Raw genomic sequence first — 25,360 nt, 5'->3', positions numbered from 1 at the left:
GTACTTGTTACTGCTGTAAATCGACTGCTATAAATCGCCCGCCGAGCGCGAACTGTTTCCGCTGCGGCCACTGCCGCTGCTGCTGGTAAAGGTCGCGTTATTGCCATTTTGCGCACGATGCAGTGTTTCCATACGCACCTGGAATGGCGGGAACGGCAGTGTGATGCCGTGCTCGCGGAATCCGGCCAGGATCAGCTGATGGATTTCATGACGAAGCGGCATACGGTGCGCCATTTCAGCGGCGTGCATACGTAGTTCGAAAATCTGAATACCTTGCTGGAGATCAACCAGATAGGCTTCCGGCGCAGGCATATCCAGCACCAGCGAGCAGCGGTGCGCCGCATTCAACAGGATTTCCGTCACTTCTTCCGAATTGGCTTCTGACGGCGCAGGAACGGTCAGTACCACACGGGTGACGGAATCTGACAGCGACCAGTTGATAAACTGCTCGGTGATAAAGGCCTTGTTCGGCACGATAATCTCTTTGCGGTCCCAGTCGGCTATCGTAGTGGCGCGGGTGTTGATCTTGGTAATGCTGCCAGTCAGGTTGCGGATCGTCACGGTATCGCCAATACGGATTGGTTTTTCAAACAAGATGATCAGGCCGGAAATAAAGTTGGCGAAAATCTCCTGCAAACCAAAGCCCAGACCGACACCCAGTGCGGCGACCAGCCATTGCAGTTTTGCCCATTCGATGCCGATCAGCGAGAAGCCGGTCAGGCCACCAATCAGCAACAACACGTATTTGGTGACGGTCAGCACGGCGTAACCGGTGCCCGGCGTCAGATCCAGATGTTGCAGCAAGGCCAGTTCAAGCAGTGCAGGCAAATTACGCACCAGCTGCGTGGTGATAATCAGCACCAGAATGGCGATCAGTACCGATCCCAGGGTGATCGGCTGCATACTTTCCACGCCCTGCACGGTGGAGGCCACCTGCCACAGATGGATATTTTCCAGGAACGAGAAGGCTGAATGGATCTCAGACCACAGGAAGATCACTGAGATCAGCGCGATCAGCGTCAGCAGCGAACGAACGAGGCGTAATGATTGCGCGGAGATCGCATCCAGATCGACCACCGGTTCTTCCACTTCTACCGTACCTTCGTTACTGGTGTTGACGTGATTCGCATCCTCTTCACCACGGGCGCGCTGATTCAGCATTTCCGCACGGCGCTGTTTGGCGCGCTCGAAAGCAATACGACGTCGCTGGATCAGCATCCAGCGGCGGATAATGTGATAAATCACCAGCAGCACGAACCAGATGGCCACCGAGGTTTCCAGACGCGCCAGTAACGCCTGCGACGTCGCCAGATAACCCAGCAGCGAGGCCAGCGCCGCCACAATTGGCGCGCCCAGCAGCATCCACCACAGCGTTTTGTTAATGACGTTTTCGCTGTTGCCCTTTTTATCGTGATACAGCGGGATACCGGCACGTTTCAGGCTGTGAGTGACCAGCGCCACCACCAGACACAGAAGGACAAAGCACAACCGTCCAAGTGTATTGGAGAATTCGCGGTCATTGAGATTATCGAAAGTAATCAGCGCCATAATCAGCGGCACCATGACCCAGATTGACAGTGCGTAATAGCGCAGTGCGCGTGAAACGGCACGCTGCGGCCAGCCAAAGTGCGCGACAAACAGCCCCTGAGGATGCGCCAGTGCTGCGCTGACCATAAACGCCCACAGAATCGGCAGTGTAGCGGTCACGCCATCACCAATCGCCACCGCAATCGGATAAGGCCAGGCACTTTGCAGCCCGAAGCCCAGCGCGGCCCACAAGACCGGCAGCGGCATCGCCACCAGGATCGACCAGAACACGGTGCGCATCGTCAGCGAGAACTGATCCTGCGTAACTTTGCCGACCCGGCTGCTGGCGCGTTCCAGGAATGCATAGTAATGCTTGCGGGAACTGATGCTGATAATCACCAGGATCAGTGCGCCAAACAGCGGCAACAGCGTTTCTTTGCTGGTGACCATCATCATGAAAGCGCCGCCGAGCTGAGTCAGTGAATCCAGCGACACCAGACGTTTCAGGTCATGCGCCACCTGCACAGGATAAGAAATCCCGATGGCGCTGACGTCCGCCACCCAGAACAGATAGCGGTGAGCGGCCTCATGTACGTCATTCAGCGCTTCGACCAGCTGACTGTTGGCCACTTTCAGCTTGGTCAGTTCAAGAATTTGGGTATCACAGCCTGAAAGCAGGGAATTGAGCAAATCACGCTGAGTCCGCAACTGGGCATCAAGAATTTTCTGCTGCGCGGCGGTCAGCGGCTTGCCGTCGTCCTGCCGTGCCTGACGATAAATCGGCTGCTTATCGAGTAAATCTTCATAGTGCAGACGCTGAACGCGCAGCTGGCCCATGTCGCGGTCAAGCTGTTGCGGTTTTGGCATTTCCGGCAGACGGGAGACCTGCGCCCGCAGCGTTTCTCCCAGAAGATTGGATGCACCGAGCCATTGCGCCTGTTCGCGGATGGTATTGATCGCCTGACGCACCTGCTGAGTCTGAGCGGCAGCCTGACGTTGCTGGGAAGATATCAGATCCATCCGCTGCGCCTGCTGATTCAGTGCCAGCGACAACTCACGGTTGGACTGCAATTGCTGACTGATGGAATGCGGAAGTTCGCCACTTTGCTCGGCCAGCAACTCGGTTTTTTCCAGCGCCTGTTCGGCTTCACGCTGGCGCTGATTATTCAGCGTATTGCGCAAAGCCTGTAATTGCTGATCCAGATAACCGGCGCGCTTTTTGTAGAGATCGGTGCGCATTCTCGACAATTCCTGCCGGTTATTGGCAGAAAGCTGAGCCAGCTCCAGTTCATCGACTTTGGCTTTGCGCGCGGCAGATTCTGCCTGCAAGGCACTCAGCTGCGCCTGCGCCAGCGGGGACGATGTGGCTGCCGCCGTTGCCGCCTGCATCCGCTGCTCAATGTCACCAAGCGCATTGCGGGCCTCAGATTGCTGTTGCGGGATCAGACTCAGTGAATCGCTGATGTCCCGTGAGCGATCCTGCTCCTGACGTAACTGGCGGGTTTCTTCCAGCTGCTGGCTGCTGACTTGCAGAATTTGCTGCTCGAGCTGAGCAGTAGGAATGCTGCCATCAACCGCTGGCGGTTTGTCCGGCTGATTTTGTAATTCCTGACGCAGTGCCTGCGTCAGTTTTGGGAAGTCATCAATGACCTTCTGGTATTGCTCGGTGCGACCGGCTGAAACACTGGCTTCATTCAGCCAGTTGAGCGCGCTTTGCAGCGCCTCAACCACCTGTGTCTGATTGGCCATTTCTTTGTTGGCTTCCGCCTGTTTCAGTTCCTGTTTGAGCTGATCTTCAGTCGGCGCCGCACCCGCCATCAATGGCAGGGATAGCAGTAAACTCATCAGCAAGGCGGGGATCAGGCGCACTCGGTCACATCCTTTTCTTCAGTTCTTTATGTCAGTTCAGTCTGAACTCAGTAGTCTTTAGGCGCTTGTGGTTCAGCCGTTGCCACACCTGCTGGTGTTTCTGTTTTGACAGGGGCTTCGGTAACCACAGGCTCAGCGACTACAGGCTCAGCGACTACAGGCTCAGCAACTACAGGTTTTGTAACTACAGGCTCCGTAACTACAGTTTCTGCAACGACTGGCTCCGCTACGATCGGTTCTGCTACAACTGGTTCCGCCGTTGCAGTTGCTGGTGTACGCAGAGCTTCGGCGAACGGTTCGCCCATGCGGGTCACGGTGCCATTTTTCAAATTTGGCATGAAACGGGTCTGATTTGCTGCAAACAGGTTGATCACGGTGGAACCCAGTTTGAAGCGGCCCATTTCCTGACCTTTTTCCAGTGCGATTGCGCCTTCTTCGCCTGCAGCCGGATAGGTCCAGCGCTTGATAATGCCTTCGCGCGGCGGTGTGACACAGCCAGCCCAGACGGTTTCAATACTGCCGACAATCGTTGCGCCAACCAGAATCTGCACCATCGGACCGAATTCAGTATCAAAGACGCAGATGACGCGCTCGTTACGGGCGAACAGATTCGGCACGTTGGCGGCAGTCAGCGGATTCACGGAGAACAAATCGCCCGGCACATAAATCATTTCGCGCAGCACGCCGTCGCACGGCATATGCACACGGTGATAATCGCGCGGTGCCAGATAGATAGTCGCGAACTGGCCGTCTCTGAACTGCTCTGCGAGCAGATAGTTACCCGCCAGCAGCGCTTCTAAACTGTAAAAATGGCCTTTGGCCTGGAACAGTTTGCCCTCGGTAATTGCGCCTAACTGACTGACTGCACCGTCGGCTGGCAGGCAAAGCATATCTAAACCGCTGACCACCGGACGCGCGCCATCGCGCAGCGGACGGACGAAGAATTCGTTGAATGTCGCGTAAGATTTCAGATCCGGATTTTGTGCTTCTTTCATGTCGACGTTATAAAAACGCGCAAAGGCTTTGATCACCCAATGGGTCAGCGTGGCGGCACGTTTATCCGCGCCCCAGCCAGCAAGACGGGTCAGTCCTTGTTTAGGAAGTAAGTATTGAAGTTTGATTTTGATACTGTCCAGCACGGGGAAAACCTCTTGGATGGTATGAATGACCGGCATTACCGGCCATTTTGCAGGAAACCCTGAATCCTGTTCAGGGTCACGCAGTGTTGTATGGCGGAGGATTGTAACGGGGTGAAATCAACGGTTCAACTTCCGTTAACTTCACCCGTTTGCCATTAACATGTTAATTCAATTAATTAGCATTAAAGTGCGTCAAAGTTTTTACGCGTTTTTACGTCTTCCATACTTTCCAGAATACGGTGGTAGTTGTCGAAACGTTCTTCGGCAATTTCGCCACGGTCTACGGCGTCACGGATTGCACAGCCCGGATCGCTGCCGTGTTTACAGTCGCGGAATTTGCAGTAGCCGAGGAAAGGACGGAATTCGACAAAGCCCTGGGTGATCTGCTCTGGCGCAAGGTGCCACAAACCAAATTCACGCACGCCCGGGGAATCGATAACGTCGCCGCCATGCTGGAAGTGATACAGACGCGCTGCCGTGGTGGTGTGCTGGCCAAGACCTGAGTTATCAGACACTTCGTTCACCAGAATTTGTTTTTCATCCGGTGGCAGAAGGGCGTTCAGCAGGCTTGATTTACCCACACCCGACTGACCCGCGAAAATACTGATGCGGTCGGTCAGCGCCGTTTCAAACGCTGGCATGCCTTCGCCGGTCTGGCTCGACACTTCAAGTACGCGATAATTGATATTGCGGTAGATATCCATCATGCCCTGAACGAATTTACGACCTTCGTCATCAAGCAGATCGATTTTGTTGAGCACAATCAGCGGCTCAACTTCCACGGTTTCGCACGCAACCAGATAACGGTCGATGATATTAAGCGACAGCTCCGGCAGAATGGCGGAGACAATCACAATCTGGTTAATGTTCGCGGCGATGGGTTTTACGCCATCATAGAAATCAGGGCGTGTCAGAACGGAGGTGCGTTCGTGTACCGCCTCGACGATGCCTTTCACACTGGTGTTTTCCCCGGCGCGCCATACAACGCGGTCACCGGTGACCAGAGAACGGATGGTACGGCGGATATTGCAACGGTGCTGGCTGCCGTCGGCCGCTTCAACGTCCGCATGCATCCCGAAACGGCTGATGACAACACCGTCCTGCGGTTCGCCATGCAGAGAATCGTCCAGCTCTTTCCGTTTGTCGGTCTGTGTCAGACGACGCTGATGGTTAGTCTGAACGCGACGTTGTTGCCCTTTAGACAGTTTTGACTTAGTCACTGCGCCTCACTTAACTGGCTTTAATCGCTCGGTGCGACCAAAACGACTATGATACCAGCTATTTTATATTAAATGCCCGAATGACGGAGATCTCCGTCAACTCTCTACTTTGTAACAGGACACATCATGGCTGCAAATGACTCGAACTTAATTTGGATCGACCTGGAAATGACCGGTCTGGATCCTGAACGTGACCGCATTATTGAGATTGCCACGCTGGTGACCGACGCGCATCTGAACATTCTGGCCGAAGGGCCGGTGATGGCAGTGCATCAGTCTGACGCTCAGCTGGCGCTGATGGACGACTGGAATGTGCGCACGCACACCGGCAGCGGTCTGGTGGAACGTGTGAAAGCCAGCCCGTTTGATGACAATGCGGCGCAGCAAAAAACCATCGAGTTTCTGCGCGAATGGGTTCCGGAGGGTAAATCGCCGATTTGTGGTAACAGCGTTGGGCAGGACAGACGCTTCCTGTTTAAGTACATGCCGGAGCTGGAAGCCTATTTCCATTACCGCTATCTGGACGTCAGTACGCTCAAAGAACTGGCGCGCCGCTGGAAACCGGAAGTGCTGGGCGGCTTTAAGAAGCAGAATACCCATCAGGCGCTGGACGATATTCGTGAATCCGTGGCTGAGTTAGCGTATTACCGCGAACACTTTATTAATCTTTAATCTTCCTCATCCTTCAGGTTGCAGATGCGTTGGCTGCACTCTCTCATCCGAATCACTGACCCATGTCAGCCATCGGGATGAACGAGTTTGCCGCCTTCCTGCAACTCGAATGATTTATGAGAAATATTTTAAAAAATCTTTAAAAAAACCTGTGGAACACGAATTCACCGTGTTTCGCTGATTAATTCACCGGATTGATGTTTTAATCGGCACTTGAACGAAAAATTCATTTTTTTGCTTTCAGGGGCTTGCGGCTAAAAGGATTTCTCGTATAATGCGCACCCCGTACCGATGAAGAATTTCGTTGAGTGCGCAGAGCGGGAATAGCTCAGTTGGTAGAGCACGACCTTGCCAAGGTCGGGGTCGCGAGTTCGAGTCTCGTTTCCCGCTCCAAATTTTTAAGTAGTTAGATTTAAAGATTAAAACGTAAAAAATGCAGTGCCATGCGACGCGGGAATAGCTCAGTTGGTAGAGCACGACCTTGCCAAGGTCGGGGTCGCGAGTTCGAGTCTCGTTTCCCGCTCCAAAATTTCAAAGTCTGTACATTTTTAACAGTACAGCAGATGCCAGACATCTCAATGCGGGAATAGCTCAGTTGGTAGAGCACGACCTTGCCAAGGTCGGGGTCGCGAGTTCGAGTCTCGTTTCCCGCTCCAGTTTTCTTCTTCAGTACAAAATCATTTCTTTATGCCTTTCTGGTGCATATTTCGTGCGCGAATGAAACAATCATTACACGGTTTGTATTATTTTTTTAAACAGACTTATCCACAGCTTTAGGTGTTTTTTTGCACTGTCTGTTTTTTGCGCCCGCCATATTGCCAAAATATAACACGCTGATTTATATCATAATAAATTTATAACGAAACGTTATGACGATCACTTGCTCTTTTTTTTGCACTTGATTGGCAAAGCATTTTTATTTTTATGCACAGAAAATTATACAAAGAAGAACAGCGTTTTTTGGGAAATGTTATGCATCCCTTGGCAAACCTTTTTCCACCGCACGGATCAGCCGTTTCTGCTGCAGTGTTTGTACTTCGACACGATGTTCATTTCTTCTTTCTACCTGTTGTGCGATAGCCCAGCTGATATGTTCATCCAGCAGCGCATTTTCCCCTTCGCGCGAATGCAGCGAATCCATCACGTCCTGCGAGTAGGGCGCATTGCCTAATGCCACTGCTATGTTGCGCAGCCAGCGCAGATGTCCGATACGTCGTATTGGCGAACCTTCCGTAATCCGTAAAAATTTCTCTTCCGTCCAGCCAAACAAAGTCATCAGCTCCGGCGCATGCAGCGCGGCACGCGGGCTAAAATCTTCTTCATCAGTCAGTTGCGAATAACGATTCCAGGGGCAGATCAGCTGACAGTCATCGCAGCCGTAGATGCGGTTGCCCATCAGCGGGCGGAATTCTTCCGGTATCGCGCCTTCCAGTTCGATAGTCAGATAGGAAATGCAGCGGCGCGCGTCAACGGTATAAGGCGCAACGATGGCACCGGTCGGGCAAGTGGTCATGCAGGCCACGCATTTGCCGCATTTCTCTTCCTGAGGCTGATCGACGGGCAACGGCAAATCAATCAGCAGTTCGCCGAGAAAGAACCACGAGCCGGATTCACGGTTGAGAATAAGTGAGTGTTTACCAACCCAGCCAAGACCGGCTTTCGCTGCCAGCGGGCGTTCCATGACCGGCGCGGAATCCACAAAGGGGCGGAAGGTGACGGTCTGATCAGCATGCTCAGTACAATGCGCCTGGATCATGTCGCCCAGTTTTTTCAGGCGCTGCCGCAACACCTTGTGATAGTCGCGTCCCAGGGCGTAACGGCTGACATAACCGAGTTGCGGGTTATTCAGGGTTTTGGCAAAGGCGGCTTTGGCGGGCAGATAGTTCATGCGCACGCTGATCACCCGCAGCGTGCCGGGCAGTAATTCATGCGGACGGGCACGCAACATGCCGTGGCGCGCCATCCAGTCCATCTCGCCATGATATTGTTTATCAAGCCAGTCTTGCAGTTTGGGCTCTTCAACAGATAAGTCTGTATCGCAGATGCCAACCTGCTGGAAGCCTAGCGATTGGCCCCATTGCTTGATATGTTGAGCCAGTTGAACGAGATCGAGAGGGAGTGTCATGACGAACCAACGTGAAAAACGAAACGAGGCGAGTTTACCACATTCCGTGTTTTCTGCTGACTGGCTGCGAAAAGCTGAGCGTCAGGCGGCGCAGGAAACGGGGATTTCTCTGTTTACACTGATGCAACGTGCGGCGAAGGCCGCTTTTTTACTGGCGCAGCGTGAATTTCCACACACGCGGCACTGGCTGATTTTGTGTGGTCACGGCAATAACGGCGGTGACGGTTTTGAAATGGCGCGTCTGGCGAAAAGCGCAGGTATACGCGTGACGCTGCTGGCCGTGGAACGGAGCAAACCGCTGCCTGATGAAGCGGAAATGGCGCGAACGGGTTGGCTGAAAAGTGGTGGAGAAATCAATTCTGCCGATTCTGCATGGCCGGATGATGCTGATCTGATTATCGATGGTTTGCTCGGTACCGGTTTATCTTCTGCGCCCCGCGCACCTTACGACGGGCTGATTGACGCCACTAACTCGGCATCATTGCCAGTGATATCTCTCGATATTCCTTCGGGGCTTGATGCGCAAACTGGCCAGACAGCGGGGAAGGCGGTTCACGCCACGCACACTGTCAGTTTCATCGCCCTGAAACCCGGTTTGCTGACCGGACAGGCGCGCGATTACACCGGTAAATTACATTGTGATGCGCTGGGGCTGCAAAGCTGGCTGGGTGGACATCTGGCAGCGTTACAGCGGCTGGATGCGTCGCAGTTAGGCACATGGTTGCACCCGCGCCGTCCGTGTTCCCACAAAGGTGAACACGGGCGTTTATTGGTGGTTGGCGGCGATATCGGGTTTGCCGGTGCAATCCGAATGGCGTCGGAAGCCGCGTTGCGCACCGGTGCTGGTCTGGTGCGAGTACTCACTCACAAAGAGCACGCTGGCCCGTTGCTGACCGCCAGACCTGAGCTCATGGTGCAGGAACTGACCGCAGCATCGCTCGATGAAGGGCTGGAATGGGCGGATGTGTTAGTCATCGGCCCCGGTTTAGGCCAGAAAGAATGGGGTAAACAGGCGGTCGAACGCGCGGCAAAGTGGGATAAACCGGCGTTATGGGACGCTGATGCGCTTAACCTGCTGGCAATCAATCCCGGGAAACGGCAAAATCGCGTACTGACGCCTCATCCTGGCGAAGCAGCCCGCTTACTCGGTTGCAGCGTGAAGGAAATTGAGAGTGACCGCTTACTTTCGGCGCAGAAACTCACGGAACGCTATGGCGGCGTGGTAGTGCTTAAAGGTGCGGGCAGTCTTATTGCGAGTGAACATGGCGAAATGGCGCTGGCAGATGTCGGCAATGCCGGTATGGCATCCGGCGGCATGGGCGACGTGCTTTCTGGTATCATTGGCGGATTGCTGGCTCAGAAACTGAATATTTATGATGCGGCCTGCGCGGGCTCAGTGGTTCATGGCGCTGCCGCAGACGAAATTGCCCACCGGCAGGGAACGCGCGGTATGCTGGCAACTGATCTTTTAGCGGTGATTGCCCCGTTAGTTAATCCAGACCTGAAGAAATAGATATCACTGAATGAATCAACTTAATATCTCTCTACCCGACGAAGCGGCAACGCTGCAACTAGGTGCTTCACTGGCGAAAGCCTGCGAAGGCTCAACGGTTATCCATCTTTATGGCGATCTGGGAGCCGGTAAAACAACCTTTAGCCGGGGATTTCTTCAGGCATTGGGGCATCAGGGCAATGTGAAAAGCCCGACCTACACGCTGGTTGAGCCTTATCAGCTGGAAAAGATCGCCGTCTATCATTTTGACTTGTATCGCCTGGCTGATCCTGAAGAACTGGAATTTATGGGGATCCGCGACTATTTCGCACAGGATGCTATTTGTCTGGTGGAATGGCCGCAGCAGGGTGCTGGCGTGTTACCCGAACCAGATATAGAACTGACGCTGGATTATTCCCTGACCGGGCGCACCGCGAAGCTGGTGGCGGTTTCCGAATCTGGTATAAATTTGCTGCATCGTGTTCAACAGCAAGGATGATCACGCGATGAACTCACGTTTTACCTCTCTGTTTACGTCGGCGGCGATGTCATTATCGACGCGGATGTTATCGACGCTGATGTTGTTTGCTGTGCTGGCGTCGCCGGTTTTTGCAGCGGGCATGAAAAATATCAATGTCTCCAATGGCCAGACGCAGTCGACGGTCACGATTACGTTTGACGGTTCGCCGGATTACTCCTTTTTCCCGCTGCATAATCCTGAACGTGTGGTGATGGATATCCGCCAGGACGGCGTGATGAAAGGGCTGCCGCTGAATTTTAACGGCCAGAACCTGGTGACGCGTGTGCGTGCCAGTACCCCGCCGAATGCACAAAGCCAGCGTCTGGTGTTTGAGCTGAATCAGAAAGTCAGAACCAACGCGACGAAACAAAAAGACGGCAGCCAGTACACGGTAGTGCTGACCATGAATGCCGCCGCGCCCGCACCACGCCGTGCTGCGCCGGTTGTCACAGCCACTAATACGCCTTCGCTAAATGCAGGCAAAACGGTCACGCCATCGTCTAAATCCAATCCGTTTACCAACGATCAGACCAAAGTGGTTTCCACTTCTGTCGCCCCTGATAACTCGCGTTCATCAACTGTCAGCACCAGCGACAGCAGAATCATTGTCGCGATTGATGCCGGTCACGGCGGACAGGATCCCGGAGCCATCGGTGCGGGCGGTCTTAAAGAAAAGAACGTCACTATTGCCATTGCCCGGAAATTGCAGGCGATTCTGAATGCTGATCCGATGTTCCAGCCGGTATTAACCCGTGACGGTGATTACTTTATTTCCGTCATGGGACGTTCCGATGTGGCGCGTAAGAAAAACGCCAACGTACTGGTTTCCATTCACGCCGATGCCGCGCCAAGCCGCAGCGCGCGTGGCGCATCGGTTTGGGTATTATCGAACCGCCGCGCGAACAGCGAAATGGGTAACTGGCTCGAGCAGCACGAGAAGCAATCTGAGCTGTTAGGTGGTGCGGGTGACGTGCTGGCGAATACCGCATCCGATCCGTACCTGAGTCAGGCCGTGCTCGATTTGCAGTTCGGTCATTCTCAACGTGTCGGCTATGACGTCGCGACCCGTGTTCTGCGCGAACTGCGCTCCGTCGGCTCGTTGCATAAAGCCAAGCCGGAGCATGCCAGTTTAGGCGTATTACGCTCGCCAGATATTCCTTCCCTGCTGGTGGAAACCGGCTTTATCAGTAACTCAACTGAGGAGCGGCTGCTGGGCAGCAGCGCGTACCAGGATAAAATTGCGAGGGCCATACACATCGGTCTGCGTAATTATTTCCAGTCGCATCCGATACAAAACGGCCCAAAGGTCGAAAACCGTCCGCTGCTGGCCTCATCAGCAGCGGCGGCCGACAGTAGCGCGAAAGCCAGTAATCAGCCGGGACCGATCGAAGTGACCGCCGGTGCAGCCGGTGCGACGCAGATCCATAAAGTGACCCGCGGCGAAACGCTGACCGGCATCGCAAACAGCTACGGCACGACGACTGCGGCGCTGCGTGATCTCAATAAACTGAAAAAAGACGGTGTCTGGGTCGGCCAGCGATTGAAAGTGCCAGCGGGCACCCGCACATCTTCTGGTACAACGGCAAAAGCGTCGAAGAAATCGTCGAAACATACCGTTAAACGCGGTGATACGTTGTCGGCAATCGCGAGTAAATATGGTGTCAGTATGAATGACATCAAAACCGCAAATCACATGAAGTCTGGCGAGGTACAGCTCGGCCAAACCTTAACTATTCCACAGTCATAGGCGGTTCATCACCGTCAGCCACAGGAGCCGCTATGCCGATCAAGGTACTGCCGCCGCAACTTGCTAACCAGATAGCTGCGGGCGAAGTTGTCGAAAGGCCGGCTTCCGTGGTGAAAGAGCTGGTGGAAAACAGCCTTGATGCCGGCGCAACGCGAATCGATATTGATATCGATCGCGGCGGTGCCAAGCTAATCCGCATTCGCGATAACGGCTGTGGTATTGGCAAAGACGAACTGGCGCTGGCGCTGGCGCGTCATGCAACCAGTAAAATCACCTGTCTTGACGATCTCGAAGCTATCATGAGTCTGGGATTCCGCGGCGAAGCGCTGGCGAGTATCAGCTCGGTTTCGCGTCTTATCCTGACATCACGAACGGCTGAGCAAAATGAAGCCTGGCAGGCCTACGCCGAAGGGCGCGACATGGCGGTCACAGTCAAACCCGCGGCGCATCCGCAGGGCTCGACCATCGAAGTGCTGGATTTGTTCTACAATACGCCTGCCCGCCGTAAGTTCATGCGCACCGAGAAAACCGAATTTACCCATATTGATGAAGTTGTCCGCCGGATTGCGCTGGCGCGCTTTGACGTGTCCGTCAATCTCAGCCACAACGGCAAGCTTATTCGTCAGTATCGCGCGGTCAAAGACCCTTCGCAGTTCTCCCGCCGTCTGGCAAGCATTTGCAGCCCGACATTTGTCGAGCACGCGCTGGAAGTGGAATGGAGTCACGGTGACCTGGCGATCCGTGGCTGGGTGGCAGATCCGGCAGGTTCGCGCAACCTGACTGACATGCAATATTGCTATGTGAATAATCGTATGATGAAGGATCGTCTGATTAATCACGCGATCCGGCAGGCCTATCAGGATCAGTTGAAAGACGATCAGCAACCTGCGTATGTGCTTTATCTGGATGTCGATCCGCATCAGGTGGATGTGAATGTGCATCCGGCTAAACACGAAGTGCGCTTCCATCAGTCGCGGCTGGTACACGATTTTATTTATCAGGCGGTAATGTCCGTATTGCAGCAGGCGGGCGCGCCGGTTCTGGATGAGCCACAGCTACAGGAAGATACACCGCGCTGGCAGCAGGAAAACCGTCAGGCCGCAGGCGGGAATCATTTCTCGCAACCGGCAGAACGTAAATCATCACCACCGCGTGAAAATGTGTTTCCTGAAACAGCACGTGCCAGTCAGCCACGGGAACCGGCTTTTCGCAGCAATGAACCGGCTTACAATCCTTCTGAAAGCAAGGCTTACGGCCGTTTATTGCAGCCTGCGCCGGAGTCATTCACCTTACAGGAACCGGTTCCTGTCGTGGCACAGCCCGCTAAATCTGCCGCTTCTGTGGCCCGTACACTGGCTGAACCGGCACTGGAATCACACAGTCAGAGTTTCGGACGTGTGCTGACGGTCTGTTCGGCGGAATATGCGTTACTTGAGCGCGGCAAACAACTGGTGCTGCTGTCGTTGCCGGTGGCCGATCGCTGGCTGAAATGGGCACAGCTGACACCGCCGGAAGAAGGGTTACGTCCGCAGCCGCTTTTGATTCCGCTTAAACTGAACGTCAGTAAAGAAGAGGCCGCTGTCATGGCGCGGCATCAGACGTTATTGCAGCATTTTGGTTTAGAAATGCTCAATGAGTCGCATCGTGTGACGGTTCGCGCGGTACCTTTACCATTACGCCAACAAAATTTACAAAAGTTGATACCTGATCTGTTAGGTTACCTTGCTGTTCAGCAGGAGGTGACTTCTGATGCGGTAGCCATGTGGTTTGCCCGCCACTGTGGCTGCGAGCACGAGGTCTGGACGATTTCACAAGCCATACAATTACTCACGGATGTTGAGCGTCTTTGCCCGCAGTTGGTGAAATCGCCTCCGTCCGGACTTCTGCAACCTCTTGATTTACAGCCCGCGCTGGCGGCTTTTAAGCATGACTGACTCTGAAAACAACGCGCTTCCCCCGGCAATCTTTATCATGGGGCCGACCGCATCCGGTAAAACGGCACTGGCGATGTCGCTGATGAACCATCTTCCCGTTGAGTTAGTCAGCGTGGACTCGGCTTTAATCTATCGTGGGATGGACATCGGCACAGCGAAACCGACGGCGGAAGAGCTGGCGCAGGCGCCGCACCGTCTGATCGACATTCTGGATCCGGCCGAGGCTTATTCCGCGGCAGACTTTCGTCGCGACGCATTACGCGAAATGGCTGAAATAACCTCACGCAATAAGATCCCGTTATTGGTAGGTGGGACTATGCTTTATTTCAAGGCATTGCTTGAAGGACTTTCCCCGTTACCACCGGCCGACCCTGAGGTTCGTGAACGTATCGAAAAGCAGGCGGCGGAGCAGGGTTGGGAAGCACTTCATGACCAATTGCGCGAGATAGACCCGGTGGCGGCTATGCGAATTCATCCGAATGATCCGCAGAGACTGTCCAGAGCACTGGAAGTTTTTTTTATTTCGGGTAAAACTTTAACGGAACTGACTAAAATTTCGGGTGAAACATTGCCCTATCGTGTTCATCAGTTTGCGATTGCCCCGACCCGTCGTGAATTATTACATACGCGGATCGAGGAACGTTTTAGTCAGATGTTGTCCAATGGTTTTGAAGACGAAGTCAGAACGCTGATAGCTCGGGGCGATTTGCATACCGATTTGCCTTCTATTCGCTGTGTAGGCTATCGCCAGATGTGGTCATATTTGTCTGGTGAATTCGATTACGATGAAATGGTTTATCGTGGTGTTTGCGCGACACGACAGCTGGCCAAACGTCAGATGACCTGGTTGCGAGGTTGGGAGGGTGTCGAATGGCTCGATTCTGAGAAGCCAGAAGAGGCCTTAAACCGTGTAATTCAGGTTGTTAGTGCATAGGTTGGGTGATTGTGTACAATTGATGAGTACTCAGCGCGCAAATTTTTTATGTGATTTATTTTCGAGCCGATAGGCTCAAAGTTACAAACAACAAACTAATAAGGAAAAGATAGAATGGCTAAGGGGCAATCTTTGCAAGATCCGTTCCTGAACGCATTGCGTCGTGAACGTGTTCCGGTTTCTATTTACTTGGTGAATGGTATTAAGCTGCAAGGCCAGATTGAGTCTTTTGACCAGTTTGTCATTCTGTTAAAAAATACGGTAAGCCAGATGGTGTATAAACACGCTATCTCCACCGTAGTGCCTTCCCGCCCGGTGTCACACCATAGCAATAATCCAGGTTCGGGCAGCACCAACAATTATCACCAAGGTAGTACTCCGTCTGCGCAACAGCCGCAGCAGGAAAACGATGACGCTGAATAAAGCGCAGCGTTGGTCAACCACGAAGGGGTTCATAAGTATTCCGATTATGCTTATGCACCCCCGGCTGGCGAATATTTCCCAAATGAGAGGTCGCAAGCTTGTTTGACCGTTATGAAGCCGGTGAGCAGGCCGTACTGGTTCATATCTATTTCTCGCAAGACAAAGACACGGAAGACCTGAGCGAATTTGAATCGCTGGTTTCTTCTGCAGGTGTAGAGGCGTTGCAAGTCGTCACCGGGAGCCGTAAGGCACCGCACCCAAAATACTTTGTCGGTGAAGGAAAGGCCCAAGAAATCGCAGATGCCGTCAAAGCAACGGGCGCCTCTGTCATCCTGTTTGATCACGCCTTGTCTCCCGGCCAGGAAAGAAACCTGGAAGCCTTATGCGAATGTCGCGTTGTCGACCGCACCGGATTGATATTAGATATTTTTGCCCAGCGGGCCCGAACACACGAAGGTAAGTTACAAGTAGAACTGGCGCAATTACGCCACATTGCTACCCGACTGGTTCGTGGCTGGACGCACCTTGAACGACAGGGCGGCGGTATTGGCGCACGTGGTCCGGGTGAAACCCAGCTCGAAACTGACCGCCGTTTACTGCGAGACAGAATCACTTTAATCCTCAGCCGTCTTGAAAAAGTGGCTAAGCAGCGTGAACAAGGTCGCCGTTCACGCGTTCGTGCGGATATTCCGACGGTGTCTTTGGTTGGATATACCAACGCCGGGAAATCCACACTTTTTAACCGTATTACTCAGGCCGATGTTTATGTGGCCAATCAGTTGTTTGCTACGCTTGATCCTACGCTGCGCCGTATTATGGTCGCAGATGTCGGGGAAACAGTTTTGGCGGACACCGTAGGGTTTATTCGTCACCTGCCCCATGATTTGGTTGCGGCCTTTAAAGCAACGTTGCAGGAAACCCGACAGGCATCTCTGTTATTACATGTTATTGATGCAGCGGACATCCGTGTTCAGGAAAATATTGACGCGGTGAATACGGTGCTGGCAGAGATCGAAGCAGATGAAATTCCTGCGCTGTTAGTGATGAACAAAATAGATATGTTGGATGATTTTGTCCCGCGTATCGACCGCAACGAGGAGAATTTGCCTGTCAGAGTCTGGCTTTCAGCCGTGACAGGTGAAGGCATTCCGTTGCTATTTCAGGCATTAACGGAGCGACTCTCCGGCGAAATCGCGCAGCATGAATTGTGCTTGCCGCCGGAAGCAGGCCGCCTTCGTAGCCGTTTTTACCAGCTTCAGGCAATTGAAAAAGAATGGATTGAAGAGGATGGCAGTATTGGTCTGATGGTGCGAATGCCCATCGTTGACTGGCGCCGCCTCTGCAAACAAGAGCAGGAACTGGAAAGCTTTGTCCGCAACCAGAGCCTGTCTGATTTGGCCTGAAGAACACCAATCATAGAATAATGGAGCTATAACATGGCGTGGAATCAGCCCGGTAATAACGGACAGGACCGCGACCCCTGGGGCAGCAGCAATAATAATAGCGGCAACTCTGGTGGAAATTCTGGTGGAAATAATGACAACAAAGGCGGCCGCAATCAGGGGCCACCTGATCTGGATGATATCTTCCGTAAACTCAGCAAAAAGCTGGGCGGTTTCGGTGGAAAAGGTTCAGGCAACAATAACAACAACAGCAATAACAACGGTGCGCCAACCGGTTCCGGTCATGGAATGAGTGGCACCCGGATTGCCGGCATCGCGGTCGCTGCGGTGGTGGTTATTTGGGCTGCGACAGGTTTCTATACCATTAAAGAAGCCGAACGTGGCGTTGTGACCCGTTTTGGTAAGTTCAGCCATCTGGTTGAGCCGGGCCTGAACTGGAAACCGACCTTCATCGACCAGGTACGCGCAGTGAACGTAGAATCGGTACGTGAACTTGCTGCGTCTGGCGTGATGCTGACCTCTGACGAAAACGTGGTACGCGTTGAAATGAACGTGCAGTACCGCGTGACGGATCCTGAAGCTTATCTGTTCAGCGTCGCCAATCCTGACGACAGCCTGAGCCAGGCAACGGACAGCGCATTACGTGGCGTTATCGGCAAATACACGATGGATAAAATCCTGACTGAAGGCCGTACCACGGTGCGTAGCGATACCCAACGTGTACTGGAAGAAACCATTCGTCCGTACAAAATGGGTATCACTATTCAGGACGTTAACTTCCAGACCGCGCGTCCGCCGGAAGAAGTGAAAGCTTCCTTCGATAACGCGATCGCTGCCCGTGAAAGAGAGCAACAGTCTATTCGTGAAGCAGAAGCTTATGCGAACCAGATCCAGCCTCTGGCAAATGGTGAAGCACAACGCTTACTGGAAGACGCAAAAGCCTATAAAGACCGTACTGTTCTGGAAGCACAGGGTGAAGTTGCCCGTTTCTCCAAACTGTTACCTGAATATAAAGCTGCGCCGGAAATTACCCGTGAGCGTCTTTATATCGAGACCATGGAAAAAGTCCTCAGTCACACCCGTAAAGTTCTGGTGAGTGACAAAGGGAATAACCTGATGGTATTACCGCTGGATCAGATGCTGCGTGGCGGCAATGCAGCAGCCAATGACACCAGCAAAAATGATGAATCAGGTTTGTTGCCTTCCGTTCCGGGTTTAACCAGCAGTAATGGCAAAAGCAGTGCCGGTACCAGCAGTTCCCGTTCGTCTGGCAGTGTCATGGACCAGCGCCGTGCAAACGCACAGCGTGACGATACACTTCGCGTAGGGAGAGAATAACAATGCGTAAGTCATTTTTACTTATCGTCGTTGTGGTGCTGGTGGCGCTTTATGCCTCACTGTTTGTCGTTCAGGAAGGTCAGCGCGGGATCGTGCTGCGTTTCGGTAAAGTCCTGCGTGACAGCGATAATAAACCGCTGGTCTATGCGCCGGGCCTGCATTTTAAAGTTCCCTTTGTGGAATCCATTAAAATGCTCGATGCGCGTATTCAGACCATGGACAACCAGGCTGACCGCTTCGTGACCAGCGAGAAGAAAGACTTAATCGTCGATTCTTACCTGAAATGGCGTATCAGTGATTTCAGCCGCTACTACCTGGCAACGGGCGGTGGTGATGTGTCTCAGGCAGAAATTCTGCTGAAACGTAAATTCAGTGACCGTCTGCGTTCTGAAATTGGTCGTCTTGATGTGAAAGACATCGTGACCGATTCCCGTGGCCGTTTGACGCTGGACGTGCGTGATGCGCTGAACACCGGTAGCGTAGGTGATGAACCTGAAGCGACCACTGAAGCTGATGATGCGATTGCCTCTGCGGCCAAACGTGTTGAACAGGAAACCAAAGGCAAACAGCCTGCGGTCAACCCGAACAGCATGGCAGCACTGGGTATTGAAGTGGTGGACGTACGTCTGAAACAAATCAACTTGCCGGAGGAAGTGTCCAGCGCGATTTACGATCGTATGCGCGCTGAGCGTAATGCGGTGGCATTGCGTCACATTTCTCAGGGTAAAGAAGAGGCGACTAAGATTCAGGCAGCGGCGGATTACGAAAGAACCCGTACTGTGGCTGAAGCAGAACGTACAGCCCGTATCACCCGCGGTGAAGGTGATGCCGAAGCGGCGAAACTGTTTGCTGATGCATTCAGCCAGGATCCTGACTTCTACGCATTCATCCGTAGCCTGCGTGCTTACGAGGCCAGCTTCAAGAGCGGTAACGACGTCATGGTGTTGAGCCCTGACAGCGATTTCTTCCGCTTCATGAAGTCTCCTGATCAAAAGAACAAATAATTGCTGATGCAATTTCCAAAAGGCCCTTGACGGGCCTTTTGTCTTTTCTGAAACCGATATAATTTTCCGCAAAGGAAGCACTGAGACACTCAACATGAATTCGACAATTTGGCTGGCGCTGGCGTTAGTTTTGGTTCTTGAAGGTTTGGGGCCGATGCTTTATCCAAAAACATGGAGAAAAATGATCCTCTCACTGGCGAATCTTCCGGACCATGTTTTACGGCGTTTTGGCGGGGGACTTGTGGTGGCAGGCTTCGTTATTTACTACATGTTGCGTAGTCGTCTGGGTGGCTGAGCTTTTGTTACAACCCAGGTGTCACGTCTTGCTGCGACGCGTAGCACGCAATTAAAATTTTTCCCGCAAACGTGTGCTAAAAGTGCTGGAAAGCACAGAATGAGATGTTAGAATCCTTTTTTAAGCAACCTGGTGATTCTTGAGATGGGTAAGAACGTCGTCGTACTCGGCACTCAATGGGGTGATGAAGGGAAAGGCAAGGTCGTAGACCTGCTTACTGAACGGGCTAAATATGTTGTGCGCTATCAGGGCGGTCACAACGCCGGTCACACTCTGGTTATCAACGGTGAAAAAACCGTTCTTCATTTAATTCCTTCTGGCATTCTGCGTGAAAACGTGACCAGCATCATCGGCAACGGTGTTGTTCTGGCGCCTGACGCGTTGATGAAAGAAATGGGCGAACTTGAAGCTCGTGGCATCCCTGTACGCGAACGTCTGTTACTGTCTGAAGCTTGCCCGCTGATCTTGCCTTACCATGTCGCGCTCGACATGGCGCGTGAAAAAGCGCGTGGCGATAAAGCGATCGGCACTACCGGTCGTGGTATCGGCCCGGCTTATGAAGATAAAGTTGCCCGTCGCGGTCTGCGCGTTGGCGATCTCTTCAACAAAGAAACTTTCGCTATCAAGCTGAAAGAAATCATCGATTACCATAACTTCCAGCTGGTTAACTACTACAAAGTAGAAGCCGTTGATTTCCAGAAAACGTTGGATGATGTCCTGGCTATCGCCGACATCCTGACGGCTATGGTTGTTGACGTGTCTGAGCTGCTGGATGGCGCGCGTAAGCGTGGCGACCTGATCATGTTTGAAGGCGCACAAGGTACGCTTCTGGACATCGACCACGGGACTTATCCGTACGTGACCTCTTCCAACACCACCGCTGGCGGCGTCGCTACTGGTTCAGGTATTGGTCCGCGTTACGTTGATTATGTTCTGGGCATCGTTAAAGCTTACTCCACCCGCGTGGGTGCAGGTCCGTTCCCGACTGAACTGTTCGACGAAACTGGCGAGTTCCTGCGTAAGCAAGGTAACGAGTTTGGCGCGACCACTGGCCGTAGCCGTCGTTGTGGCTGGCTGGACATCGTGGCCGTGCGTCGTTCTGTGCAGATCAACTCCCTGTCTGGTTTCTGTCTGACCAAACTGGACGTGCTGGACGGTCTGAAAGAAGTGAAGCTGTGTGTCGGTTACCGTATGCCTGATGGCCGCGAAATGACCACCACTCCGCTGGCTGCTGAAGGCTGGGAAGGTATCGAGCCAATTTACGAAATCATGCCAGGCTGGACCGAAACCACCTTCGGCGTGAAAGAAGTAGAAAACCTGCCACAGGCAGCGTTGAACTACATCAAGCGTATTGAAGAGCTGACAGAAGTGCCGGTTGATATTATCTCTACTGGCCCGGATCGTAGCGAAACCATGATCCTGCGCGACCCGTTTGACGCATAACAGCCTGAGCTGATTGCGTAAAAACGTCATAACCGGGCAAAACTGCCCGGTTTATTTTTTTGTGAATCCCTTCTCTTGTGTACTTTCCATAAACCATCCACTATCTAAATGATTAGCTGCAAAGTTCGCGGCTGGTTTATCATCAAAGTGTCATAATAAACAATCATCTTCACCCTGTTGGCATGGCTGACGTGGAAAGACCGGGTAAATAGCTACCCAGAGGTATGTGTGCAGTTAACGAGTTTTACTGATTATGGTTTGAGAGCGTTGATTTATATGGCTTCGTTGCCGGATGATCAGATGACCAATATTTCGCAGGTCACCGAGGTTTACGGTGTATCGCGCAACCACATGGTGAAAATCATTAATCAGTTGAGCCGTGCTGGCCTGGTGACTGCCGTTCGCGGAAAGAACGGAGGGATCAAACTGGGCAAGCCCGCAGAGACCATTCGCATTGGCGACGTGGTGCGCGAACTGGAACCTCTTTCGCTGGTCAATTGCGCCAGCGACTTTTGTCATATCACGCCTGCATGCCGGCTAAAACAAGTCCTGCACACTGCTGTAGAACATTTTCTTGATGAGCTGAATCAGTACACTTTGGCCGATATGGTCAAAGACAACTCAACGCTCTACAAATTATTGCTTGTTGAATGAAAGACTTTCAACAAACTGCTGATGACAACGGAGGAACCGCTATGTCACATGATCCATTCCTGGAACGAGAAGCAGAAAAATACGAATCACCTATTCCCAGCCGTGAATTCATTCTGGAACATCTCGCGAAACGTGAAACCCCAGCCAGCCGGGAAGAAATCGGTAACGAACTGAATCTGTCCGGAGAAGAAGCGCTGGAAGCCCTGCGCCGTCGTCTGCGCGCGATGGAACGTGATGGCCAGTTAGTCTTCACCCGCCGTCAGTGCTACGCGCTGCCGGAGCGTCTGGACTTGCTGAAAGGCACGGTTATCGGCCATCGCGATGGTTACGGATTCCTGCGCCTCGAAGGCGTGAAGAAAGACGATGTCTATCTTTCTGCCGAACAAATGAAAATGTGCATCCACGGCGACGTGGTTCTGGCACAGCCGGTCGGCACCGACCGTAAAGGCCGCCGTGAAGCGCGCATTGTGCGTGTTCTGGTGCCGAAAACCAGCCAGATTGTTGGCCGTTACTTTACTGATGCCGGTGCCGGTTTTGTGGTGCCTGACGACAGTCGTCTGAGCTTTGACATCCTGATCCCGGCCGACGCCATTAACGGTGCGCGCATGGGTTATATGGTTGTTGTTGAACTGACTCAGCGTCCGACCCGCCGGACCAAAGCGGTGGGTAAAATCGTTGAAGTCCTCGGCGATAAGATGGGTACCAGCATGGCGGTAGATATCGCGCTGCGCACCCATGAAATTCCGCACGTCTGGCCGCCACAGGTTCTGAAACAGGTCGAAGATCTGAGCGAACAGGTGCCGGAAGAAGCGAAAAAAGGCCGTGTCGATTTACGCAGCCTGCCGCTGGTTACCATTGACGGTGAAGACGCGCGTGACTTCGATGACGCCGTGTACTGCGAGAAAAAACGCGGCGGTGGCTGGCGCCTGTGGGTCGCCATCGCCGACGTGAGCTATTACGTCCGTCACGGCACCGCGCTGGACGACGAAGCACGCAGCCGCGCGACGTCCGTTTACTTCCCGTCGCAGGTTGTCCCGATGCTGCCGGAAGTGCTGTCCAATGGCCTGTGCTCCCTGAATCCGCAGGTAGACCGCCTGTGTATGGTCTGTGAGATGACTATCTCCGCGCAGGGCAAACTGACCAGCTCTAAATTCTACGAAGCGGTGATGAGCTCCCACGCGCGTCTGACGTACAACAAAGTCTGGCGCATCATCGAAGGCGATCCGGAACTGCGCGAGCAGTATTCGCCGCTGGTTAAGCATTTGCTTGAACTGCACACCATGTACAAAGTGCTGGATCAGGCGCGTGCAGAACGTGGCGGTATCGCATTCGAAACCGAAGAAGCGAAATTCATCTTCAATGCCGAGCGCCGTATCGAACGTGTCGAACCGACCGTGCGTAACGACGCCCACAAACTGATTGAAGAATGCATGATCCTGGCGAACATTGCTGCGGCGCGTTTTGTTGAAAAACATAATGAACCGGCGCTGTTCCGTGTGCATGACCGTCCAAGTGATGACCATATTTCTGCGCTAAAAAGCGTGCTGGGCGAACTGGGTCTGGTGATGGGCGGTGGCATGAAACCTGAGCCGAAAGATTACGCTCAGATCATGGATGAACTGGCCGATCGTCCTGACCGCGAAATGCTGCAAACCATGTTGCTGCGTTCGATGAAACAGGCGATTTACGATCCGGAAAACCGTGGCCACTTTGGTCTGGCGTTACAATCTTACGGACACTTCACTTCACCAATCCGTCGTTATCCGGATCTGGCGCTGCACCGTGCGATCAAGTACCTGCTGGCGAAAGAGCACGGCACGTTGAAAGATCGCTGGACGCCAACCGGCGGCTGGCACAGTGATTACGAAGACATGTTGCAGTTAGGCGAGCATTGTTCGATGGCAGAACGCCGTGCGGACGAAGCGACCCGTAACGTGGCGGACTGGCTGAAATGTGACTTTATGCAGGATCACGTGGGTGAAGTCTTCACCGGCATCATCGCCAGCGTGACCGGCTTCGGCTTCTTCGTGCGCCTCAACGATCTGTTCATCGACGGGCTGGTGCATGTGTCCTCGCTCGACAACGATTACTACCGCTACGATAACATCGGCCAGCGTCTGGTCGGCGAGTCTTCCGGTGCCGTTTACCGCCTCGGCGATACCGTCGAAATCCGTGTTGAAGCCGTGCATATGGACGAGCGTAAAATCGATTTCGCGCTGGTTTCCAGCACCCGTAAAGCGCGTGGTGAAGGTAAAACCGCCCGTGATCGCGCTAAAAAAGGCGGCGAGCGTTCTATGCGTTCCGCAGCACCGGCCAACGCCGGCCGTCGTCGCACCGGTAAGAAAAACGTGAACTTTGAGCCGGACAGCGCCTTCCGCAAAGATGACGTGAAACCCGCCAAGCCGAAGAAAGAGAAAGCGGTAAGCGCGGTCGGTAAAGACGGCAAGCCGAAGAAAGCTAAAAAGCCTTCTGATAAAACAGCAAAAATTGCTGCGGCAACCAGAGCCAAACGCGCGAAGAAAAAGTCAGCAGAAAGCTAAGCCAGACGGGCTGGTATTCTACCCGAAAGCATTCAGGTTGCAGGAAGGCGGCAAACGAAGGAATCCCGATGAGCTTACTCAGGTAAGTGATTCGGGTGACTGAGTGCCGCCAACGCATCTGCAGCATGAATGATGAAGGGTATGATAGAATCGCCCGCAATCCCTGTTAACTTGCGGACAGCTTGCTGTCCGCAAGTCTATTTTAAAGAGCATCATGAGCGAAATTATCTACGGTATCCATTCCGTTAAAGCCTTACTCGATAACGATCCGCAACGCTTTCTGGAAGTCTTCATCCTGAAAGGCCGCGATGATAAACGCCTGAAACCGCTGATCGACGAGCTGGAAGCCAGCGGTATTGTGATCCAGGTGGCGAGCCGCCAGTGGCTGGATGATAAATCCGAAGGCGCCGTGCATCAGGGCATCATTGCGCGCGTGCGTGAAGGTCGTCAGTATCAGGAAAACGACCTGCCTGCATTACTGGAAAGCCTCGATTGTCCGTTCCTGCTGGTTCTGGACGGCGTCACCGATCCGCATAACCTGGGCGCTTGTCTGCGTACTGCGGATGCAGCCGGTGTTCACGCGGTGATCGTCCCGCGCGACCGTTCTGCCAAACTGAATGCGACCGCCAAAAAAGTCGCCAGCGGCGCAGCTGAAAACGTGCCGTTGATCAACGTGACCAATCTGGCGCGTACTTTGCGCGTGTTGCAGGAACACAATGTCTGGATCGTCGGTACCGCCGGTGAAGCCGATCACGATCTGTTCCAGAGCAAAATGACCGGCCCGATGGCGTTGGTGATGGGCGCAGAGGGCGAAGGTATGCGCCGTCTGACCCGCGAACATTGCGACGAGCTGATCAGCATCCCGATGGCGGGCAGCGTGTCTTCCCTGAACGTTTCTGTCGCGACCGGCGTTTGCCTGTTCGAAGCGGTACGCCAGCGTGGTCTGAAGAAAAGCTGATTTCTGCTTTCTCAGCTGTTGATTAAACGGGAGCCTCAGGGCTCCCGTTTGCATTTCTGCCTTTGTGATCTGCCCGTCTGTTAATTCCCCGATTTTTACCATACTTAGGCCATATCCTTTTAA

The 25,360-nt window shown here is 53.3% G+C and carries 19 protein-coding genes and 3 tRNA genes; 18 read left to right on the top strand and 4 right to left on the bottom strand.

From position 1 onward, the window contains the following. Positions 1 to 27 precede the first annotated feature (27 nt). The 3 genes from mscM to rsgA all read right to left on the bottom strand — a co-directional run bounded on the left by mscM (position 28) and on the right by rsgA (position 5,755). The gene (mscM, locus tag ACM615_RS14215) at positions 28 to 3,396 is read right to left on the bottom strand and encodes a miniconductance mechanosensitive channel MscM (protein WP_431012065.1); all 3,369 of its coding nucleotides are present in this window, start codon (positions 3,394 to 3,396) and stop codon (positions 28 to 30) included. A gap of 47 nt (positions 3,397 to 3,443) precedes the next feature. Then, positions 3,444 to 4,535 carry an archaetidylserine decarboxylase gene (gene asd / locus ACM615_RS14210; RefSeq protein ID WP_431012064.1) on the bottom strand — a complete coding sequence of 364 codons (1,092 nt, stop codon included), beginning with the start codon at positions 4,533 to 4,535 and terminating at the stop codon, positions 3,444 to 3,446. 182 nt (positions 4,536 to 4,717) lie between these two features. Next, positions 4,718 to 5,755 carry a small ribosomal subunit biogenesis GTPase RsgA gene (gene rsgA / locus ACM615_RS14205; protein ID WP_112289774.1) on the bottom strand — a complete coding sequence of 346 codons (1,038 nt, stop codon included), beginning with the start codon at positions 5,753 to 5,755 and terminating at the stop codon, positions 4,718 to 4,720. A gap of 126 nt (positions 5,756 to 5,881) precedes the next feature. Between rsgA and orn the strand changes: the two genes are divergently transcribed. The 4 genes from orn to ACM615_RS14185 all read left to right on the top strand — a co-directional run bounded on the left by orn (position 5,882) and on the right by ACM615_RS14185 (position 7,083). Next, complete coding sequence (gene orn / locus ACM615_RS14200; RefSeq protein WP_279919920.1) at positions 5,882 to 6,427, top strand: oligoribonuclease; 546 nt, start codon at positions 5,882 to 5,884, stop codon at positions 6,425 to 6,427. 317 nt (positions 6,428 to 6,744) lie between these two features. After that, positions 6,745 to 6,820 (top strand) — tRNA-Gly (locus tag ACM615_RS14195). A 57-nt stretch (positions 6,821 to 6,877) separates the two neighbouring features. Beyond that, positions 6,878 to 6,953 (top strand) — tRNA-Gly (locus ACM615_RS14190). 54 nt (positions 6,954 to 7,007) lie between these two features. Further along, positions 7,008 to 7,083 (top strand) — tRNA-Gly (locus ACM615_RS14185). A gap of 314 nt (positions 7,084 to 7,397) precedes the next feature. Here ACM615_RS14185 and queG read toward each other — a convergent pair. Next, the gene (queG, locus tag ACM615_RS14180; protein ID WP_113877082.1) at positions 7,398 to 8,552 is read right to left on the bottom strand and encodes a tRNA epoxyqueuosine(34) reductase QueG; all 1,155 of its coding nucleotides are present in this window, start codon (positions 8,550 to 8,552) and stop codon (positions 7,398 to 7,400) included. Between queG and nnr the strand changes: the two genes are divergently transcribed. The 14 genes from nnr to rlmB all read left to right on the top strand — a co-directional run bounded on the left by nnr (position 8,551) and on the right by rlmB (position 25,237). Beyond that, on the top strand, positions 8,551 to 10,065 hold the full coding sequence (gene nnr / locus ACM615_RS14175) for a bifunctional ADP-dependent NAD(P)H-hydrate dehydratase/NAD(P)H-hydrate epimerase (RefSeq protein ID WP_431012063.1): 1,515 nt from the start codon (positions 8,551 to 8,553) through the stop codon (positions 10,063 to 10,065). The two genes, queG and nnr, sit on opposite strands and share 2 nt — an antisense overlap. A gap of 10 nt (positions 10,066 to 10,075) precedes the next feature. Continuing rightward, on the top strand, positions 10,076 to 10,543 hold the full coding sequence (tsaE, locus tag ACM615_RS14170) for a tRNA (adenosine(37)-N6)-threonylcarbamoyltransferase complex ATPase subunit type 1 TsaE (protein WP_431012062.1): 468 nt from the start codon (positions 10,076 to 10,078) through the stop codon (positions 10,541 to 10,543). A 7-nt stretch (positions 10,544 to 10,550) separates the two neighbouring features. Continuing rightward, on the top strand, positions 10,551 to 12,311 hold the full coding sequence (amiB, locus tag ACM615_RS14165; RefSeq protein ID WP_431012061.1) for an N-acetylmuramoyl-L-alanine amidase AmiB: 1,761 nt from the start codon (positions 10,551 to 10,553) through the stop codon (positions 12,309 to 12,311). A gap of 32 nt (positions 12,312 to 12,343) precedes the next feature. Then, entirely contained in the window at positions 12,344 to 14,245 is a 1,902-nt protein-coding gene (gene mutL / locus ACM615_RS14160) for a DNA mismatch repair endonuclease MutL (RefSeq protein ID WP_129639341.1), read from the top strand. Then, positions 14,238 to 15,179, top strand: coding sequence for a tRNA (adenosine(37)-N6)-dimethylallyltransferase MiaA (gene miaA, locus ACM615_RS14155; protein WP_217173659.1), 942 nt, complete (start codon positions 14,238 to 14,240; stop codon positions 15,177 to 15,179). Before mutL ends, miaA begins: the two co-directional genes overlap by 8 nt. Before the next feature lie 114 nt (positions 15,180 to 15,293). Continuing rightward, positions 15,294 to 15,602, top strand: a complete 309-nt coding sequence (hfq, locus tag ACM615_RS14150; protein ID WP_013573763.1) for an RNA chaperone Hfq — start codon at positions 15,294 to 15,296, stop codon at positions 15,600 to 15,602. Positions 15,603 to 15,700: 98 nt separating this feature from the next. Beyond that, positions 15,701 to 17,005, top strand: a complete 1,305-nt coding sequence (gene hflX / locus ACM615_RS14145) for a ribosome rescue GTPase HflX (protein ID WP_431012060.1) — start codon at positions 15,701 to 15,703, stop codon at positions 17,003 to 17,005. Between the two features lie 33 nt (positions 17,006 to 17,038). After that, entirely contained in the window at positions 17,039 to 18,343 is a 1,305-nt protein-coding gene (gene hflK, locus ACM615_RS14140) for an FtsH protease activity modulator HflK (protein ID WP_113877087.1), read from the top strand. Positions 18,344 to 18,345: 2 nt separating this feature from the next. Beyond that, positions 18,346 to 19,347, top strand: a complete 1,002-nt coding sequence (gene hflC, locus ACM615_RS14135) for a protease modulator HflC (RefSeq protein ID WP_112286828.1) — start codon at positions 18,346 to 18,348, stop codon at positions 19,345 to 19,347. 94 nt (positions 19,348 to 19,441) lie between these two features. After that, positions 19,442 to 19,642, top strand: coding sequence for a DUF2065 domain-containing protein (locus ACM615_RS14130; protein WP_112286827.1), 201 nt, complete (start codon positions 19,442 to 19,444; stop codon positions 19,640 to 19,642). 144 nt (positions 19,643 to 19,786) lie between these two features. Beyond that, positions 19,787 to 21,085, top strand: a complete 1,299-nt coding sequence (locus ACM615_RS14125) for an adenylosuccinate synthase (RefSeq protein WP_113877088.1) — start codon at positions 19,787 to 19,789, stop codon at positions 21,083 to 21,085. 228 nt (positions 21,086 to 21,313) lie between these two features. Further along, positions 21,314 to 21,739 carry a nitric oxide-sensing transcriptional repressor NsrR gene (gene nsrR / locus ACM615_RS14120; protein ID WP_013573769.1) on the top strand — a complete coding sequence of 142 codons (426 nt, stop codon included), beginning with the start codon at positions 21,314 to 21,316 and terminating at the stop codon, positions 21,737 to 21,739. A 41-nt stretch (positions 21,740 to 21,780) separates the two neighbouring features. Next, the gene (gene rnr / locus ACM615_RS14115) at positions 21,781 to 24,279 is read left to right on the top strand and encodes a ribonuclease R (protein WP_431012059.1); all 2,499 of its coding nucleotides are present in this window, start codon (positions 21,781 to 21,783) and stop codon (positions 24,277 to 24,279) included. A 214-nt stretch (positions 24,280 to 24,493) separates the two neighbouring features. After that, positions 24,494 to 25,237, top strand: coding sequence for a 23S rRNA (guanosine(2251)-2'-O)-methyltransferase RlmB (gene rlmB, locus ACM615_RS14110; RefSeq protein ID WP_095923693.1), 744 nt, complete (start codon positions 24,494 to 24,496; stop codon positions 25,235 to 25,237). Positions 25,238 to 25,360: the final 123 nt, after the last annotated feature.

This window comes from Rahnella sp. PAMC25617 (assembly GCF_050606005.1).
Classification (GTDB): domain Bacteria; phylum Pseudomonadota; class Gammaproteobacteria; order Enterobacterales; family Enterobacteriaceae; genus Rahnella; species Rahnella variigena.
This window is presented reverse-complemented; position numbering and strand designations above follow the sequence as displayed.